Genomic DNA, 14,010 nt, shown 5'->3' with positions numbered 1-14,010 from the left:
GCTTGCGAAGAGCTACTCGAAATAGAGGTGTCGGTGCAACCGACATCCGTCGTTGAAATCGGCTGCACAATGCGGGCATTCACTGGCAGTGAAGTACGTCGCGATTGACATTGTCTGCTGGCACACGCCGCAGAGAACTGCGTGCTCGTCGCGGCTCTCAACCGGCCAGTACGAGGCTTCGTGCTCGACGGTTTCTGCGTGGCAGAGATGGCACGGGTAGAAACGGGAGCAGCACGCAAACTGGATCGCGACGACGTCTCGCTCTGTTGCGTAGTGCACGCAGCGCGTCTGGTCGTCGATCGGTTTGCCGTATATCTGCACCCTCTAACCGTCTCACAGGCGGACTGATGCCGCGGGTGGGCGACAGGCGCGGGGCGGATTTCGAGACGCGGCCTCGTACCTCGGGCGCTCCTCAATCAGCGGGATTGGGAGCGCCGCGCGGGGTGAACGCAGCGACGCGGTAGCTGCAGTGTGCGCGCGGCTGCGTTCAACCCGCGCAGTTCAGGTGTGAGCGGCATCCGCTGGATTTCGAGACGGCCTGGCGGCCTCGTCAATCAACGACTGCTGGTTAGCCGCAGCTGCCCACTGTGCTCAGCGAGTCGTGGTTCAGCTTGAGGGTGTTGTCGGCGGCGACAGTGACGCGCGCCAGTTCAGGCGTGATCTCCACGCCTGTCACCTTGAGCCCGTTCGGCAGGTACTGCGCGACGCAGACCGAGATCGGCGATTGGCCGAGCACACGCTGCACGAGTGAACTCGCATCAACCGTGCCGAGGCCTGTCGTGATCGTGGCGCCGGTCGGCGTGAAGGTCACCGATGACCCTGCGGCCTCCGGCTTGGCCGTCGCTTCGTATCCGATCGGCAGCCCGAAGACCTCGATCTGGCCCGTGTACGAGATCTGGTCATCGCCGAGCGTCACTTCGCCATCTGGCGCATCCGGCGACGTCTGAATCAACGTGTTGAGGGCGGCCTGGCCGATCTCAACGGTGCCCTGCACCTGGCCGACGGTCTTGTTGCTGTCGAGAGGCACGTCCATCGCGACGATGCGCACCGCGGCATCCGCCCCGTTCACGTTGAGCGAGGGAGCCGCGAGGTCGACCTTGTCGAAGGTGCCTGACAGGTACTGGGCGATCACCGACATCCCGCCGATGTCGACCGACACATCGCCGGTGACTCCCTCTGGCAGGTTGGCGGTGATCTCCTGCTTGATGCGGTTCTCCGCGACGTTTCGCAGCACGGCGTCGATGATGAAGTAGGCAGCCACAAGCGCAAGCACCGTCAGGCCGGTGACGACGAGAGCGGTGAGTCCCTTGCGCTTGGGGGCCATGACTACATCCGTTCTGGTGCTGAGACGCCGAGCAGGCCGAGGCCGTTGCGGATGACCTGGCCGGTGGCGTCATTCAACCACAGGCGGGTGCGGTGCACGTCGGTGACGGGCTCTTCGCCCTGCGGGATGACGCGGCAGTTGTCATACCAGCGGTGGTAGTAGCCGGCGACCTCTTCGATGTATCGGGCGATGCGGTGCGGCTCGCGCAGCTCTGCGGCCTGGGCGACGACGCGCGGGAACTCCTGCAGCACGCCGAGCAGAGCCGACTCGCTGTCGTGGGTGAGCAGTTCAGGGGCGAAGACCGAGCGGTCAACACCGGATGCCGCTGCGTTGCGTGCCACAGACTGGGTACGGGCGTGGGCGTACTGCACGTAGAACACCGGGTTCTCGTTGGTGCGCTTGCCGAGCAGGTCGAGGTCGATGTCGAGCTGCGAGTCGCTGCTGGAGCGCACGAGAGCGTACCGACCGGCATCCACTCCGACCGCGTCGACGAGGTCGTCGAGCGTGACGATGGTGCCGGCGCGCTTCGACATGCGCACGGGCTCGCCGTCCTTCAGCAGGTTGACCATCTGGCCGATGAGGATCTGCAGGTTGACACCCGGAACGTCACCGAACGCCTCGACCATGGCCATCATGCGGCCGACGTAGCCGTGGTGGTCGGCGCCGAGCATGATCATGTTCTGGTCGAAGCCGCGCTCGCGCTTGTTCAGGTAGTAGCCGATATCGCCCGAAATGTAGGCGGGCTCACCGTTGGAGCGGATGATGACGCGGTCGCGGTCATCGCCGAACGTGGTGGTGCGCAGCCAGATGGCGCCATCCTCTTCGAAGATGTGGCCCTGTTCGCGCAGGCGCTCGATGGCGCGGTCGACGGCGCCGGATTCGTGCAGCGAGTCTTCGTGGAAGTACACGTCGAAGTCAACGCCGAAGCTGTGCAGCTTGGCCTTGATCTCCTTGAACATGAGGTCAACACCGATGGAGCGGAAGACTTCCTGCTGCTCGTCGCGCGGCAGGGCAGCGATGTCGCCGTCGTACAGCGCGACGACCTGGTCGGCGATGTCGGAGATGTACGCTCCGCCGTAGCCGTCTTCCGGCGTCGGCTCACCGAGGTACGCGGCCAGTACCGAGCGTGCAAAGCGGTCGATCTGCGAGCCGTGGTCGTTGAAGTAGTACTCGCGTGTGACATCCGCTCCCTCTGCCTGCAGCACGCGGGCGAGGCTGTCGCCCACAGCTGCCCAGCGCACGCCACCCATGTGGATGGGGCCGGTGGGGTTGGCGGAGACGAATTCGAGGTTGATCTTGATGCCGTCGTACAGGTGGCCGGTGCCGTAGCTCTCGCCGGATTCGACGATGGTCTTGGCAAGGGCGCCGGCAGCTGCGGCGTCGAGGCGGATGTTGATGAAGCCGGGTCCTGCGACCTCAACGGATGCGACACCGTCGACCTGCTCGAGGCCAGCGGCGAGCTCTGCAGCGATTTCACGCGGGTTGGCACCGAGCGGCTTGGCGATCTTCATGGAGATGCTGGAGGCCCAGTCACCGTGGTCGCGGTTCTTCGGTCGTTCGAGGGTGACATCTGACACGGTCAAACCGAGGTCGGGAACTTCTGCACCAGCCTGGCGTCGTCGCTCGACCAGATCGGTCACGAGGTTGAAGAGGGTCTGGGAGAGTTCGGCTGGAGTCACCCCCTAATCTTACGGGCGCGCGCGGGGACGCTGTGAAACGGGCACCAGACGTGCCAACTGGCTGTGAACGGCCACCAGGCCGTGCCTGCTGGCGCTCGGGTGTGTCCGCTGTACCCGCTGGGCCCGCTCCTAGTGGGAGTCGCGTTTTGCGTAGTCGGGAGCGCCGACGAGTTCCAGCCCGACGAACGACTCATTTCCGACGACGTGGGCGTCGTGTCCTGGCGGGATCGCGTAGGAATCCCCAGCAGCGACCGTGGCCGTTGCGCCATCGTTGGTTGTCACTTCGAGGGTGCCGGAGATGCAGTATCCGACGTGGTTGACCTGACAGGAGTCGGTGTTGACGACGGGTTTGATGCACTCAGACCAGCGCCATCCTGGCTCGAATGTGAAGCGCCCGATCGTGTAGTTGCCGAGGGTGTTGAGGTCGACGGTGGTTTTGTCTGGGGCGCGACGTTCATCTGGCGAATCATGGGACTTGACTTCAAGTCGGGTTACGACGTTGTCAGCCATGAGGAACTCCTTAGAAGACAAGGGCCACGCGGGTGAGTGAGCGAGCACGTGGCCGCTCCCCTCATGCTATTCCCGAAATCGACGGTCGCAACGGGCTAGACATGGGCGTTGGAGGCCACATGGCGGATTCGGCATGATGCACTTGGTAGTGTCAACGCGTGCCTGTCATGAACTCGTCTCAGATCCGTACCTCTCGCCTGCGTACCGGCGTCGCCCTTGCTACCGCGACCCTCGCCCTCCTCGCCCTGGCCGGGTGCTCCCCCGCATCCGATGGCGGGGCGAACACGCCGAAGCCGACATCCGCTTCGAGTGAGACGGCTGCGCCGGTCGACACCGCAGCGCCGACGGCCGCACCGGAACCGACGGGCACCGCTGTCGCGTTGACCTGCGACCAGATTTTGACAGCGGATGACGTCTACGCCTTCAACTCCAACGTCGGCACGGCGCCGGACTACGCGCCCGCGGCTGGCAGCAAGGGCGCGACCGCCGTTGAGTACGAGGGCGTGGCCTGCGGCTGGATGAACCAGACCAGCGACGCGCTGATCGAGGTGTCAGTGGCCCAGCCGAACGACACGCTGATGGCGGAGCTCAAGGCCGATGCCGTGACCGCCAGCACGGCTGTTCCGACCTACGGCGACCTCGGATTCTTCAAGTACGTCGGCGGCACCGGCACCGCGCAGCTGTTCACGGGCGCGTACTGGGTGACGATCAGCTCGGTTGACTTCATTGAGCCCGGCGACGTGCAGGTGCTCATGTCAACTGTGGTGTCGCACCTGCCGTAAGAGTCGCATCCGCTACTTCGTTTCATCCGCTCGCAAGAAATCGACCTAACCCACGAGTTTTAGGTCGATTTCTTGCGAGCGGATGTCGATGCTGCCCCATCGCCTGGCGCAAATCCGCGTGGTGCGTGCGCGCTGCGTGTCGAACCTGCGCCGAGTGGGCTGCTAATCTAGTGAACACCCTGGCCCCCATAGCTCAGGGGATAGAGCACTGCCCTCCGGAGGCAGGGGCCGCAGTTCGAATCTGCGTGGGGGCACATTTATCACGTGACACGCGAAGTTCGGACTTCTGCCACGTAGTTCGGACAACAGTCGCTTCGAGCACGCTTCCCTCACACCAATTGCGGCTGATCTTGCGACGTCTGAGATCCTTCGAGGGGAGAGCCCGAATCAGGCCGCATCAGGCCGCATAGCAATCCGAGTAAGCGCCCGGTGCCTAAAGGTTTGGAAATAGTACGGCGATCAAAAGAAGTAGAAACAGGGACAGAAGGATAGAAGATACGGCAACGACTGCCGATCGCATAAACCGGTGAGAACGTGTCTCATCGAGGAGATGCCGAGGCCTTACATGCTTCGGTGGTGGCACGGTCTCTTGAGGTGCTTCCTGCGAGGAGGGGGTGGCTTCTTCTTCCCTTTTATTCACGTAGCGATCGAGAAGAAGCACAAACACGGTTCCAAGTACAAGGAGCGAAGCGAGGGTGATGCCGTTGACTCCGTTGTGGATAAGTCGTCCAGTTCCAAATAGGAACACTACAGTTGACCCGGCCACCACGACGATGGACCCTGCGACTATGCCAGCGACCGTGAGAGGATGCATTCTCTTCGCGCTCATTTATCAAAGCATCCCTCGATTGAAGCGCCGAGTGACGCTGAATGCGGCCCTAGCACAAGGTTTGTCCGACTAGCGTAAACCGGAAGTTTAGACGACTGCAAAGGACCAGCTCTGATCGGGACCTTTCAGCACGATCAGTTCGGGGAAAAGCGGCGTAAGGTGCGTTATTTGGCCAGAGCAGGCCAGCTCCACCGCACGGCTATCGCTTGCTGCTCTGCCTGAATCTGAGCTTCCAATTCGTGGGGACTCCTGGCCACCTCCGTATCGCCGTTCCCAGAGAACACACCAAGCTGCAGCTCTGTGACAAGGATCGCCGGATGTTGGTTGCCGCTTACGACGGACCGTTTGCCCCGTTCATCAACGGGATCTTTTGAATTGCCATCTTCATTTCCATGGGGGAAACGTCGTGGTGGCGGTCGTCCCGAAGACTCAGCTGGATCCGGTTACTGCGGTCCGTCGTGTTGAGCCTGAGTTCGATCGCGGGATGACTTCTGTACCCGTCGCTGACGCGACCAACAATCGCAGATTCGATGTCAGACGCACGAAGAGTGAGAGTCGGTTCCGGTACACCCGCCTCCCAGAACTTGATAGCGGCAGCGCTGATACTGACTCCAACGGCGGGTACAGATGCATAGGACGATCCGTAAACTCGCCAGCCAAGTCGGCCCAGCTGAGTCTTGACGGGCGGATACACAAAGGTGATGAAATGGCTGGCGTTCGGATCGACATTCAGCATCAGTTCCCACGTCCGGTTCGACTTCCGGCGACGCAGCAATGCCACCACGGCGATGAATGTGAACCCAGCCAGAAGGATGGGCAGCCCAACGCCAATCCACGGCAGGAATGCGTTCGATGCGCGAGCGGATCTCCAAACGACGAGCCACCCAAGTAGCGCGCCAACGAGCAGGATAGGTGCAACCACTCGCCAGTTGAGATTTCTCATTCCGTCAGCCCTCCATATGCGTACATTCCGACCGTCCGAGTTGCATGTCGTCGTCGATGCCGTTCCACCCGATGGGGTAGCTTCACCCCAATCGGTTGTCGGTTTCGTTCGCCACTCCATCTTCCATAGGTGTGACGGCGCAATGCCGGCTCGTCACCACACGTTGTTGCCATCGGCTCACAAGCCCCGCAAACGCTTCGTCATCGACTGGTTTTAGCCGCATGAAATGGCAGGCTTGCGGTGAGATTGGGACGTCGATTGCACGACCCTCGATGTGCATCGTCAGGACTATTGCCCTGTCAGTGGTGACAAAATGGGACACCGTGCCGACGTCTGCGGCAGTGATTGTCGACCATGCAAACCGCCCCACGCGTCGCGCCCCTCCGCGATACCATCTCCACAACTCAAAATTGCTGCCGGTTTCAACAAGCACGAGAAACGCGCCAGACGGCGACTCACTCGATGCAAGCGTGGTGCCAGTGAGCTCCTTCACACCGCTGATGAAGGGCGCTGAGGCATAGAAGGGCACGACCTGAAGTCCCGGATTCGCCTCAGTCATAACTCGAAAAAGTCGACGTCCCGGTCGGTAGCAGCCCCATAGGAACAACCAGCCCAAAGCGATGCCGGCTGTCAGACCTCCGGCAATTTCAAAGAACACCGGCAGCGTGACTGATCCCTGAGCACCAAATGCAAGTGGAATGAGCGTAGGGCCGGCGATTACTAGCAAGACAGCGGCCAGCAGGAAGAGAGCATTGAGTTGCTTCTTACGTGCGGGCGGAAGCCGCCTTGGTTTCATTTCTCCACCGTCCAATATCTACTTTCGTGACCTCTAAACAACACGCTGGCCACAATTAGCCCTGGCACTTTATCTATTTCCAAAGCTTGCCGGCGGCACGGATGGAGTAGTCACGAGATCCATTGAGGCGACCGTGCAGGGTGCTGTCGCTCCATCGTCCGCAGCACAACCGATACCCCAACTTACAAGGCCCTCGATAGCCTCGAACCAGCCGGGTCTTGGCCTCGACCAAGTAAGCGCTCTATCGAACTGCGTCCATGAGGGCCCCGCCTAGCCACTGCTCGACCTCATGCCGCGATCGCAGCCGCACTACGACGAGGTGGGGGTGCTGGAGTTCCAGCAGCGGCACCTGCTCGTCGTACTTCCGCCTGGTCGAGATCGCCCACCGCACGATGTGCTCACGGTCCGTGAACACCGCGTGTAAGGGGCCCTCAACGTTTCCGTTCCACAATTTCTCACGGTGAACCCTGCGACGAATAGTGCGGCGGATCACCCGGGGAAGCGTCACTCGCATGAATGGCAGATCGAGCCACACGAGCAGATCCGCGCGCTCGACAAGCAACTGGCGAGCGGAGCCGTACTGCCACTCGGTCGTCCAAGAATCCCCGGCGATGAGCGTTCGTACATCATCGAGGAATTCTGGACGAGGGACCCAATTCGGGCCATGGAATAGCGAGTCGATCTCAGTTGGCCGACCTCCTGTGATGGCGGCAATCCGCGCAGCAAGAGTGGTCTTGCCCGTGCCAGACACGCCCGCCACAAGTACGCGGCGTGGCCGAAGAGGAAGAGCGTCGTCGTGGGAAAGCATCGACTAAGTGTAAATACGGTCTTGCGAGCCGCTACTTTCCTGGATTCACAGGGTCTTGACGAGGCCGCCGTCAATCATGAAATCTGACCCGTTCACGTTGCCGGCCCGATTGCTGGCGAGCAGGAGCACCAGGTCAGCCACCTCCCCCGGTTCGGTGAAGCGCCCCGTGGTGAATCCGCCCTGCGCTTCGATAGCCCGCGCCTTGGCCGTGTCGAAATCGACACCCATCTTCTTGGCGAGTGTCGCGGCAACACCGCTCTCCCCCAGCCACAACGGAGTTGCCACCGGGCCCGGGCTGATGGTGTTGAAGCGGATGTTCTGCGGCCCGAATTCCTTGGACAGCGATTTGGAGAAGTTCCACACCGCGGCCTTCGTTGCCGAATAGTCGATGACGCCATAGTCGGGAAGGAACGAGTTCACCGACCCGATGGTCACCACGTTGCCGCCGCCCCGCTCAAGCAGGAGCGGGATGGCCGCTCGTGTCGACCTCACGGCTGCCATCAGGCCGAGGTTCAGCGTGGCAAGCCATTGCTCATCCGTGACGCTCAGGAATCCCTCGGTGCGCGGGGTCACGGCGCCGACGTTGTTCACGAGAATATCCAGGCCACCGAATTCAGCAGAGCGTGCCACGAGTTGCGCTGGCGCTTCGTCGGTCGACAAATCGACGTTCACAGACACGACGGCCCCCGTTGCGACGAGCTTGTCGAGCTCAGCCGATCCATGCCGGGAACCGGCGACAACGCGAGCGCCTTCGTCCACCAGCCCCTGGACGATGGCCAGGCCAATGCCCTGGCTTGCCCCTGTGACCACTGCAACTTTGTCTGTGAGCCTGAGATCCATGCGAAGTCCGTTCTGCGCGAAGTCGGTCCGATGAAGAGCTGCTTGAGTCTCACATAGAGTCGCGTTTCGCGGTAGTGAGCGCCGGTGAATATGGCGATGGCAGTAGTGCGCTAGCGCGATACCCCGCAGATGCTCGACCCCATTGACTGCAGGACGGTTGTCGGGGAATTAATGGGTGTCCAGCATCGCCCCGCCAGACCTCCGTACCCGAAGCGGATGGGTCGCGGGCGACCTGAATGGAGCAGCGTGATGTCGATTCAGTTCACCCGACCGGCCAGCCAGACTCCCCCCATCCGCCGCTCAGGTGCCGTCCGCCGGTGGCTCGCGTGGGTATCGATCGCCCTTGTCACCGTCGCCTCGGCCGGCATCGCAGATGGGATCATCGCCGCCCCTGCGCAGGCGGCCGGCCCCGCGGTGATCTCGCTCACCTTCGACGATGCCAACGCTGACCAGCTAACCGCGGCCGCGATCATGAAGACCAACGGCCTGCGCGGGACCTTCTACGTACCGTCCGGGTACGTCAACCAGCCCGGGTACCTGACCGTGGCCAACCTGCAGTCCCTCGCCGCAGACGGGCACGAGATCGGCGGGCACTCCGTGACACACCCCGACCTGGCGACGCTGCCGACCGAGGAGGCAACCAGGCAGGTGTGCAACGACCGGGTCAACCTGACCAACTGGGGGTTCAGGATCACCAGCTTCGCCTACCCGTTCGCGTCGCTACTGACCCCGGCGACCGAGACCATCGTGAAGAACTGCGGCTACAACAGCGCACGCAATCTCGGTGATATCCAGACCCGATTCAGCTGCAGCGGATGCCCGCTCAGCGAGGCAATCCCGCCGGCCAATCTTTTCCAGACCCAGGCCCCAGACCAGGTCGAGAAGACGTGGACTCTCGCCGACCTCCAGAGGTCGGTCACCCAAGCCGAGACCGCGGGCGGTTGGTTGCAGCTGACCTTCCACCACATCGGAGGCAGCGACCCGCTGGCCATCTCGTCGGCTCTCTTCACCCAGTTCGCCACCTGGCTCAAGGCCCGGCCGGCCACGACGAGCGTCAAGACGGTCGACCAGGTGATCGGCGGCACCGTCAAGCCCGTGGTCTCCGGCCCTGCGGTGACGCCCAAGCCGGTGGGCAGCAACCTCATCACCAACCCCGGCCTGGAGACCCTCACGAGTGGTGTGCCGCAGTGCTGGCAGAACGGCGCCTACGGCACCAACACCCCGACCTTCACGACGGTGACCCCCGGGCGCACCGGGGCGCGTGCGGCGCAACTGCGGATGGCCGGCTACTCAAGCGGCGACGCAAAGTGGCTTCCGGCCCTCGATCTGGGCGGATGCTCACCCAGCGCTACCCCAGGGCACAGCTACACCCTCGCCGCCTGGTACAAATCCACCGCCCCGACCCAGATCGAGGTGTATTACCGAACGGGACTTGGCTCGTGGACCTACTGGACGGCGAGTCCGTTCTTCGCCGGCTCGACGAGCTACCTCAAGGCCTCGTGGACGACGCCCGCCCTGCCGGCTGGAGCCAGTGCGATCAGTTTCGGGCTCAATCTCGTCAGCAACGGCACACTCACGACCGATGACTACGAGATGTTCGATGCAACGGCGGCGCCCCCGCCACCGCCGCCACCCGCAGGGACCAACCTCGTGCAGAACGCGAGCCTGGAGACAGCCGGCACAGGCACGACACCGCAGTGCTGGCAAACCTCTGGATTCGGCACGAACACGGCAGCCTTCAGCACGGTGGCGACCGCACGCACCGGCACGAAGGCGGAGCGCCTGATCGTGTCCGGCTACGCAAATGGTGACGCCAAACTGCTGCAGAGCCTGGACAGTGGGAGCTGCGCCCCGCTTGCCATCGCCGGCCACACCTACTCACTGCGCGCCTGGTACACATCGACGGCCGTAACCCAATTCGCCGTGTACTACCGTGACGCAGGCGGCACCTGGGTGTACTGGACCTCAAGCCCGTGGTTCGCCGCGGCCTCGGCTTACACGCAGGCGACGTTCACGACGCCCGCGCTACCGGCCGGTGCCACCGCGATCAGCTTCGGCCTGAACCTGTTCAACAACGGCACCCTCGTCACCGACGACTATGCGATGTACGACTCGGTCGGAGCGCCTGCGCCGTAGGCGCTTGCTACGACGCGTGACGTTAATGCGGATCGGTCAGGTCAACGACCCGCGACTTCGCGTCTGACTTGACGAGCTCGATGCCTTTGAGCGCCGCCGCCTTGGTTTGGTAGCTCTCCGACGTGACGAGCACCTCGCCACTGTGGGCCTTGAGCGTGAAGATGTACCCACCGGATCGGTCTGCACTCAGTTCGTATTTGCCGGACAAGACACACTCTCTTCGTTGAGATGGAGCTCCGCCGGCTACGGGGCCGGTGTCCACACCCTACCGCGCCGCGATCGTGAGGTCGACGAGTTCGTCGACGTCACGTTCAACCGACATCCGCTTACGGACGCGCCCCAGCAATCACCAGTTCCACGAGCACATCCACATCGGATGCCGTCGGCTGCTGCTGACGGCCGAGGACGCGATAGAGGGGAAAACCGATGAGAACGCCGGCCAGGCTGTTCACATCGGCATCCGCTTTGAGCTGGCCCTGGGAACGAGCGGTCTGCAACCGCACCCGCAACAAGTCCTCGTGCGGCCCGGTGAAACGCTCGTAGAGCTGGTCGGCGATCGCCTGGTCATCGGATGACGCTGCGGTGAGGGCCAACGCCAAGCCCATGCCTTCTGGTGTGGTGACATGCGCAACCCAGTCGTACATCCAGGCTCGAACGTCTCGTGAGACATCTCCGGTGTCTGGAATTGCGTCGAGCGACGGGACGAGGCCGCCGTCGAGGGCAGCGTCGGCGACGATCGTGCCCTTCGATCCCCACCAGCGGTAGAGCGTCTGTTTGCCGACGCCTGCCCGCGCGGCGATGGCGTCGATGGTGAGGCGCTCATAGCCCAGCTCGAGGACGAGCTCACGCGTGGCAGTGAGAACTGCGAGACGCGAGGTCTCACTTCGTTTGCGTCCGGCGGCCATTGCATCAGTTTAGGTAGTGCGGGCAGCACGGCTGCGCGTGTAGATTCGGCTTGTGAGACTAATCGTCTCGCAATCGAACACCTAGGAGGTCGGCAATGCCGAATGAAGTTCTCGTAATCATCGGTACCGGCGGCATGGGTGTCGCTGCCAGCCGTCGTTTCGGCGCAGGTAAGACGTTGCTGCTCGCCGACTTCAACGAAGCAGCTCTCGACGCTGTCGCCGTTGCCCTCCGCGAAGAGGGCCAGCAGGTCGTCACCCAGGTTGTCGATGTGTCTTCTCGCGAATCGGTGCGCGCCCTCGCCCTCGCAGCCGCAGAGCTCGGCCCCGTGCGCAAGGTCGTTCACACGGCCGGACTGTCGCCGGCACAGGCGCCGACCGTCGCCATCCTCAACGTTGACCTGCTCGGGGTTGCACTGGTGCTCGACGAATTCGCCGAGGTCATCGCGCCCGGCGGCGCAGGCGTCGTCATCGCCAGCATGGCCGGACACTTCATGCCCCCGATGGATCGTGAGCTCGAGGGCCAGCTGGCACTTGCGCCGACGGACCAGCTGCTGAGCCTCCCAGCCACCGCGCCAGACAACTTCCCCCACCCCGGCGCCGCCTACTCCTTCGCAAAGCGCGCCAACCAGCTGCGCGTGCGCGGCGCAAGCTCCGCCTGGGGCGCAAAGGGTGCACGCATCAACTCGATCAGCCCCGGCGTCATCTCCACCAAGATGGGCCAGCAGGAACTCGCCAGCCCCTCAGGCGCCGGCATGCGCGCCATGGTCGAGGGGTCAGGCACCGGCCGTCTTGGTTCACCGGATGACATCGCAGCCGCCGCCGAATTCCTGCTGTCGGACGCCGCATCCTTCATCACCGGCACCGACCTGCTCGTAGACGGCGGCGCCGTCGCAGCAGTGCTCACCGGAAAGGTCGACCTGTCGGCTCTCGCCGGCTAGCCAGCCTGAGCAGCTACCAGTGCTGCAGCGGATGCCTGAGGGCGTCTGAGCGAGCGTCGCCAGTCCTGGCGGCGCTCGCTTCTGGTTTCGTGCCGGTCTCCGTCGCGGGCGTAGCGAATACAGGAAGCGGCATCCGAAAGTGGCGGATTCTTCCTGTATACGACGACATTCGGCCGATTCATCCGGTATTCGCGACGCCCTGGGCCAATGCGCGTCTGACTGCTCAGCTCACGGCATCCGTTTCAGGCGGCGGAATGTAGGCCGGGCTCTCCGGACTCCGCTTGCGGTGGCCGAGGGCGATCAGCGGGAAGAGCAGCACCGAGAGCATTCCGGCGCCGACAAGGGCCGCGGCGGTGCTGGATGCGAGCACTTTCTGGTCCACCCCGATCTGCGTCACGGCGACGATGATGGGCAGCGCAGTGGCGCTGAAGAACAGGAGTGCGCGGCGGTCGGCCTTTGTGGCGCCGTCCGGTGCAGCGAGTAGCCCTGGAAGCCCGCGCACCACCAGGAACAGCACCACGAACAGCGGCACCGTAGCCAGGGCGAGCGGGTTGCTGAGCAGCGACTCCAGGTCGAAGGTGATGCCGGTGTTGATGAAGAAGACGGGCACCAGGAAACCGAATGCCACGCCATCAAGTTTCATCTCCACGATTTCGCGTGCGCGCGGATCCGCGCGGGCGACAAGCACACGCCACAGCACACCGGCGGCGAACGCACCGAGCAGCATGTCGAGTCCGAGCAGGAGGCTGAGCATCACCAGCGCAGCGACGATGAGGATCACAAACCGCACGGCAAACTGCCCACTCGTGTGCAGCGTGGCGGCGACCAGCCGGTGCAGCCCCTTGTGCGACCCGCGTGCGGCCAGCAAGATCGCCAGCGAGGCAACCACGGCGAACACGAGCAGGACGACGGTCGACGGACCAGGGTTTCTCCCGCTGAGGAACAGAGAGATAGCGATGAGCGGGCCGAACTCCCCCGCGGCACCGATCGCCGTCACCGCACGCCCGAACGGAGTGTTCAGCTCACCGGCGTCGCGGATGACCGGAAGGATCGTGCCGAGCGCCGTCGAGCTCAGTGCGATACCGATGAAGATTCCGGCCTCGAATGTGGGCGCCAGCAGAATGCCAATGACGATTCCCGCGGCGAGTGAGATGAGCCAGCCCAGGCCTGCACGATTGAGCGGGCGACCCTTGATTGCCGCGAAATTGATCTCATTCCCCGCCATGAAGAACAGCATGGCGAGTCCGAAGTTGGCCAGCGTTGTCATGAACTCCGTGGGATGCACCCACCCGAGCAGGCTTGGCCCGACCAGGATACCGAGCACGATTTCGAAGACGATGACGGGGACCTTCACGACCCGTCCGAGCACGGCGGCAAGCACCGGCGCAAGCACGGCAAGAAGCGGAATCACCACCAGGCTCACTGACAGGTCGCTCATTGGTCCCTCCCTCCTTGCAGCCAGTGTGCCAGAAGGAGCGGCTGGCGTCGCTAGCTACCGCGCGTCTTTCCGCCGTGCAGGT

General features: G+C 63.3%; 14 protein-coding genes and 1 tRNA gene. 4 read left to right on the top strand and 11 right to left on the bottom strand.

Annotated features, from left to right (window positions below):
• Nucleotides 1-12: 12 nt before the first annotated feature.
• From AC25Z0_RS12905 to AC25Z0_RS12890, 4 genes are all read right to left on the bottom strand, one after another.
• Nucleotides 13-279, bottom strand: coding sequence for a CHY zinc finger protein (locus tag AC25Z0_RS12905; protein WP_488120461.1), 267 nt, complete (start codon nucleotides 277-279; stop codon nucleotides 13-15).
• Nucleotides 280-568: 289 nt separating this feature from the next.
• A complete protein-coding gene (locus tag AC25Z0_RS12900; protein WP_488133459.1) occupies nucleotides 569-1,324 on the bottom strand; it encodes an LmeA family phospholipid-binding protein in 756 nt (251 codons plus the stop codon).
• 2 nt (nucleotides 1,325-1,326) lie between these two features.
• Complete coding sequence (gene argS, locus AC25Z0_RS12895) at nucleotides 1,327-3,003, bottom strand: arginine--tRNA ligase (RefSeq protein WP_488120056.1); 1,677 nt, start codon at nucleotides 3,001-3,003, stop codon at nucleotides 1,327-1,329.
• A gap of 129 nt (nucleotides 3,004-3,132) precedes the next feature.
• Nucleotides 3,133-3,513 (bottom strand): cupin domain-containing protein, encoded by a 381-nt coding sequence (locus AC25Z0_RS12890; RefSeq protein WP_488120055.1) that lies wholly within the window; start codon nucleotides 3,511-3,513, stop codon nucleotides 3,133-3,135.
• Nucleotides 3,514-3,671: 158 nt separating this feature from the next.
• On the opposite strand from AC25Z0_RS12890, the gene AC25Z0_RS12885 reads away from it, so the two are divergent.
• Both AC25Z0_RS12885 and AC25Z0_RS12880 read left to right on the top strand, forming a co-directional pair.
• Nucleotides 3,672-4,295: an iron ABC transporter ATP-binding protein gene (locus AC25Z0_RS12885; RefSeq protein WP_488120054.1), complete on the top strand. Its 624-nt coding sequence runs from the start codon at nucleotides 3,672-3,674 to the stop codon at nucleotides 4,293-4,295.
• 182 nt (nucleotides 4,296-4,477) lie between these two features.
• Nucleotides 4,478-4,549 (top strand) — tRNA-Arg (locus tag AC25Z0_RS12880).
• Between the two features lie 906 nt (nucleotides 4,550-5,455).
• Here the strand turns inward: AC25Z0_RS12880 and AC25Z0_RS12875 are convergent.
• The 4 genes from AC25Z0_RS12875 to AC25Z0_RS12860 form a co-directional block, all read right to left on the bottom strand.
• A complete protein-coding gene (locus AC25Z0_RS12875) occupies nucleotides 5,456-5,908 on the bottom strand; it encodes a hypothetical protein (protein WP_488133458.1) in 453 nt (150 codons plus the stop codon).
• Between the two features lie 241 nt (nucleotides 5,909-6,149).
• Nucleotides 6,150-6,863 carry a hypothetical protein gene (locus tag AC25Z0_RS12870; protein ID WP_488120052.1) on the bottom strand — a complete coding sequence of 238 codons (714 nt, stop codon included), beginning with the start codon at nucleotides 6,861-6,863 and terminating at the stop codon, nucleotides 6,150-6,152.
• Between the two features lie 241 nt (nucleotides 6,864-7,104).
• Nucleotides 7,105-7,671, bottom strand: a complete 567-nt coding sequence (locus tag AC25Z0_RS12865; RefSeq protein WP_488120051.1) for a P-loop NTPase family protein — start codon at nucleotides 7,669-7,671, stop codon at nucleotides 7,105-7,107.
• Between the two features lie 45 nt (nucleotides 7,672-7,716).
• Complete coding sequence (locus AC25Z0_RS12860) at nucleotides 7,717-8,511, bottom strand: SDR family oxidoreductase (RefSeq protein ID WP_488120050.1); 795 nt, start codon at nucleotides 8,509-8,511, stop codon at nucleotides 7,717-7,719.
• A 249-nt stretch (nucleotides 8,512-8,760) separates the two neighbouring features.
• On the opposite strand from AC25Z0_RS12860, the gene AC25Z0_RS12855 reads away from it, so the two are divergent.
• A complete protein-coding gene (locus tag AC25Z0_RS12855; protein ID WP_488120049.1) occupies nucleotides 8,761-10,647 on the top strand; it encodes a polysaccharide deacetylase family protein in 1,887 nt (628 codons plus the stop codon).
• A 22-nt stretch (nucleotides 10,648-10,669) separates the two neighbouring features.
• Here the strand turns inward: AC25Z0_RS12855 and AC25Z0_RS12850 are convergent, their stop codons facing one another.
• Together AC25Z0_RS12850 and AC25Z0_RS12845 are read right to left on the bottom strand one after the other, a co-directional pair.
• Entirely contained in the window at nucleotides 10,670-10,855 is a 186-nt protein-coding gene (locus AC25Z0_RS12850; protein ID WP_488120048.1) for a YegP family protein, read from the bottom strand.
• A gap of 118 nt (nucleotides 10,856-10,973) precedes the next feature.
• Nucleotides 10,974-11,552 carry a TetR/AcrR family transcriptional regulator gene (locus AC25Z0_RS12845; protein WP_488133457.1) on the bottom strand — a complete coding sequence of 193 codons (579 nt, stop codon included), beginning with the start codon at nucleotides 11,550-11,552 and terminating at the stop codon, nucleotides 10,974-10,976.
• Between the two features lie 95 nt (nucleotides 11,553-11,647).
• On the opposite strand from AC25Z0_RS12845, the gene AC25Z0_RS12840 reads away from it, so the two are divergent.
• Entirely contained in the window at nucleotides 11,648-12,490 is an 843-nt protein-coding gene (locus AC25Z0_RS12840; RefSeq protein ID WP_488120046.1) for an SDR family oxidoreductase, read from the top strand.
• 223 nt (nucleotides 12,491-12,713) lie between these two features.
• Here the strand turns inward: AC25Z0_RS12840 and AC25Z0_RS12835 are convergent, their stop codons facing one another.
• Complete coding sequence (locus tag AC25Z0_RS12835; protein WP_488133456.1) at nucleotides 12,714-13,928, bottom strand: cation:proton antiporter; 1,215 nt, start codon at nucleotides 13,926-13,928, stop codon at nucleotides 12,714-12,716.
• Between the last annotated feature and the right edge of the window lie 82 nt (nucleotides 13,929-14,010).

This window comes from Leifsonia sp. Y862 (assembly GCF_057669585.1).
Note: the sequence above shows the minus strand (reverse complement) of the source record. Positions and strands in the feature narration are given on the sequence as shown.

What these genes read in the sequence shown, in the direction of transcription:
- AC25Z0_RS12900 (WP_488133459.1), bottom strand. Translation starts at nt 1,324, where the DNA reads ATGGCCCCCAAGCGCAAGGGACTCACCGCTCTCGTCGTCACCGGCCTG.
- AC25Z0_RS12890 (WP_488120055.1), bottom strand. Translation starts at nt 3,513, where the DNA reads ATGGCTGACAACGTCGTAACCCGACTTGAAGTCAAGTCCCATGATTCG.
- AC25Z0_RS12870 (WP_488120052.1), bottom strand. Translation starts at nt 6,863, where the DNA reads ATGAAACCAAGGCGGCTTCCGCCCGCACGTAAGAAGCAACTCAATGCT.
- AC25Z0_RS12865 (WP_488120051.1), bottom strand. Translation starts at nt 7,671, where the DNA reads ATGCTTTCCCACGACGACGCTCTTCCTCTTCGGCCACGCCGCGTACTT.
- AC25Z0_RS12860 (WP_488120050.1), bottom strand. Translation starts at nt 8,511, where the DNA reads ATGGATCTCAGGCTCACAGACAAAGTTGCAGTGGTCACAGGGGCAAGC.
- AC25Z0_RS12855 (WP_488120049.1), top strand. Translation starts at nt 8,761, where the DNA reads ATGTCGATTCAGTTCACCCGACCGGCCAGCCAGACTCCCCCCATCCGC.
- AC25Z0_RS12845 (WP_488133457.1), bottom strand. Translation starts at nt 11,552, where the DNA reads ATGGCCGCCGGACGCAAACGAAGTGAGACCTCGCGTCTCGCAGTTCTC.
- AC25Z0_RS12840 (WP_488120046.1), top strand. Translation starts at nt 11,648, where the DNA reads ATGCCGAATGAAGTTCTCGTAATCATCGGTACCGGCGGCATGGGTGTC.
- AC25Z0_RS12835 (WP_488133456.1), bottom strand. Translation starts at nt 13,928, where the DNA reads ATGAGCGACCTGTCAGTGAGCCTGGTGGTGATTCCGCTTCTTGCCGTG.